This is a genomic window from Brevundimonas sp., from assembly GCF_032107865.1.
Classification (GTDB): domain Bacteria; phylum Pseudomonadota; class Alphaproteobacteria; order Caulobacterales; family Caulobacteraceae; genus Brevundimonas.
Genome location: NZ_DAMCNG010000283.1, coordinates 1 through 3,005, shown reverse-complemented (window position 1 = coordinate 3,005; position 3,005 = coordinate 1). Strand labels below are relative to the sequence as shown.

The 3,005-nt window shown below is 70.2% G+C and carries 4 protein-coding genes; 1 reads left to right on the top strand and 3 read right to left on the bottom strand.

From position 1 onward, the window contains the following. On the bottom strand, window positions 1-940 hold a 940-nt coding region (locus tag RT567_RS15550), incomplete at its 3' end, for a DUF2125 domain-containing protein (protein WP_313577138.1). Between the two features lie 102 nt (window positions 941-1,042). On the opposite strand from RT567_RS15550, the gene RT567_RS15545 reads away from it, so the two are divergent. Continuing rightward, window positions 1,043-1,477 carry a VOC family protein gene (locus tag RT567_RS15545; RefSeq protein WP_313577137.1) on the top strand — a complete coding sequence of 145 codons (435 nt, stop codon included), beginning with the start codon at window positions 1,043-1,045 and terminating at the stop codon, window positions 1,475-1,477. 5 nt (window positions 1,478-1,482) lie between these two features. Here RT567_RS15545 and ybaK read toward each other — a convergent pair whose 3' ends face one another. Continuing rightward, window positions 1,483-1,956 (bottom strand): Cys-tRNA(Pro) deacylase, encoded by a 474-nt coding sequence (ybaK, locus tag RT567_RS15540; RefSeq protein WP_313577136.1) that lies wholly within the window; start codon window positions 1,954-1,956, stop codon window positions 1,483-1,485. A 2-nt stretch (window positions 1,957-1,958) separates the two neighbouring features. After that, the coding region (locus tag RT567_RS15535; protein WP_313577135.1) for a helicase C-terminal domain-containing protein at window positions 1,959-3,005 on the bottom strand (1,047 nt) is incomplete at its 5' end.

Sequence of the window (3,005 nt, the reverse complement as noted above, 5' to 3'; positions counted from 1 at the left end):
CCTTGGCGGCGGCGGCGCGGTCCAGCGCCCCGCCCTGCTGAGCGCCCGCCAGGCCGACGATGGCCGCCAGCGGCTTCTCGGCGCGCACGAAGACCTGCCCCTCCAACTGGCCCTTGGCGTCCGCCGACAAGGCGTCGCTGGAGACGAAAGCCTTGCTCTCGCCCGCCTGAAGCTGGCCTTTCACGTCGATGAAACGACCGCCCGCCGCCGTCCAGGCGGTCAGCAGCCCCTTGGCGTCCGCGCCCTTGCGCAGGGCCGAGGCCTTTTCGACCACCGCCTCGATCTGGGCGTTCAGCATCCCCGACTGGGTAAAACCTTCGACCGGGCCGTTCGCACGGCCCTCGCCGTCGACCAGACGGAACAGCACGTCCACGTCATCGGTCGGGGTGTCGGAGCCGACCATGTGCGGCCGCATGTAGAACTGAACCAGCCCCGCCTGCTTCAGCGGGAAGGGCTCGGCGTCCGGCAGGGCGGTGAAGACCGGCTTCTCCAGCTCCAGCGCCACATTGGGCCAGCGCTGCGTCAAGCCGTGCACGCTCATGCGGATGCCCTCGGCGCGGATGGCGGTCTTGCCCTTTTCGCCGCGCGTGACGGTCAGGCCGTCCGGCGCCGCCAGCACCCAGCGCGTGGGATTGTAGGCGTTGGCCTGGGCGATCATCTCGGGCGCCGCGATCGCATGGCCCGACGGGGCGACGACGTCCAGATGCTTGATCGTCACCCGCGCGTGCATGGGCCAGCCGGTGGTGGAGATTCCGGCGTGCTCAATGGTCCAGCCGCTTTGTTGCAACCCGGCGATCTTGGCCTCCATGCGGCGCTCGATCTGCTGGGTCAGGAAGAACCACCAGCCGGTCCACAGGACCAGGCCCACGGCGACGATGACGAAGGGAATGATCAGCCCCTTGCGGCTGTGGTGCGGGGCGGCGGCGCTCGTGTCGGTCATGTGCGCGCTTTAGCAGGACGCGAGGCTGCTGACACGTCCTGTCAGCAGGAACAGGCCAGGCTGCCGCCCGTTCGAATCGCAATCTGACAGGAGACGAGGATCATGGAGACGCAGCAGCTTCATCGCGGTCGGCTGATCGACCATCTGCAACTGGTGGCGCCGGACCTTGAGGCCAGTCGTCGCTTCTACGGCGCGGTGCTGGAGGCCCTGGGCGTGCCGATCGCCGGCGAAGCCGAACGCTTCTTCTGGGCCGACGAGCTGTTCGTCTCGGCGGTGGACAGCATCGCGGCGGCGGGGCGGCCGACCGGCCGTTGCCACCTGGCCTTCCAGGCCAGGGATCGCGCCATGGTCGAGGCCTTCCACAAGGCGGGCCTGGCGGCGGGCGGAACCGACAACGGCGCGCCGGGCGAGCGGCCCTATCACCCCGGCTACTACGCCGCCTTCCTGCTGGACCCGGACGGCAACAACATCGAAGCGGTGTTCCATGGCGAGGCCGAGCGTTCCGCCGACAGCGTGGTCGTGACGTTCGAAAGCTAGGCCGCTCAGGCCGTCAGATCCGCCCACGAGGCCGCGCACGCCCGCGCGGCCTCATCCGGCGCCAGTTCCAGCAACAGGCCGCGCAGGCCGCCGTTGATCAGTACCCGGTCGAACAGGATCGCCGTCTCGTCGATGAAGGTCGGGACGGCCTTCCTCTGGCCGAAGGGGCTGACGCCGCCGACCTTGAATCCGGTCAGGCGTTCGGCGTCGGCGGGCTTCATCATCTGTGCTGACTTGCCCCCGGCGGCGGCGGCCAGCTTCTTCATGCTGACCTCGCAGTCGGAGGGCAGGATGACGCAGACGGGCTTGCCGTCCACCAGGGTCATCAGCGTCTTGAACACCTGCTCGGGCGCCCGGCCCAGCGCCTCGGCCGCCTGCAACCCCACGCGCGGCGCGTCGGGGTCGTAGTCGTAGGGGTGCAGATCGAAGGCGACGTCGGCCTTGATCAGGGCGACAGTGGCGGGCGTGGTTCTGGACATGGTCAGTCGCCTTGCTGCTCCGCCAGGAAGCCCTTGGTCAACTCCACCGTCTCGGCCAGGCCCAGACGCAGCACCTCAGTCCCCGGCGGCAGGGCGGCGAACAGGCGCGTCGGGCAGGCGGCGTCCAGCATGACGAAGACCCCCCGGTCGTCGGCGCGGCGGATCAGGCGGCCGAACGCCTGCGCAATCCGCCCGCGCGCCAGGGCGTCGTCCCACGAGCGCCCGCCCGAGCCCGTGCCGAACCGCTCGCGCCGCGCCTTGTGCAGCAGGTCCGGGCGCGGCCACGGCACCCGGTCGAAGGCCAGAACGCGCAAGGATCGCCCCGGCACGTCCACCCCGTCCCGGACCGCATCGGTGCCCAGCAGACAGCTGTCCCGCTCGGCCCTGAAGACATCCACCAGCGCCCCGACCTCCAGCGGATCGACGTGCTGGGCGTAGAGCGGCAGTCCCGCCCGCGCCAGCTCCGGCCCCAGCCGCTCATAGACCGCCTTCAATCGGCGGATAGCGGTGAACAGGCCCAGGCCTCCGCCGCCCGCCGCCAGGAACAGTTCACGCATGGCCGAGGCGATCTGGCGCGGGTCGTCCTTGACCAGATCATTGACGACGATGACCCGGCTGTTGGTCGCATAGTCGAAGGGGCTGTCCACCTTCAGCGTCCGCGCCGGTTCGATCAGCCGCGCGGCCCCGGTGCGCAGGCGGGCGAGATCAAAGGGGTCTTCGGCGGCCGGGTCGGTCAGGGTGGCGCTGGTCACCAGCACCCCGTGCGACGGCATGACCACCGCCGCCTCCAGCGGCACGGTTGGGTCGATCCAGTGACGACGCAACGCCACGTCGTGGATGCGACCGAAAGCGGCCTCTGCCGAAAGCCAGTCGACGTAGTCAGGATCAGGTTCGTCTCCGCCCTCTTCCAGCGCCGCCAGCATGGAGCGCCAGCCGGGCAGGGTCATGCGGCCGCGCCGGTCCAGCCCGCGCAGGGAGCCCTCGATGCGGGCGCGGGCGGCGCCGTCCAGTTCGGCCGCCTCCTCGTCCAGAATGTCTTCGAGATGGCG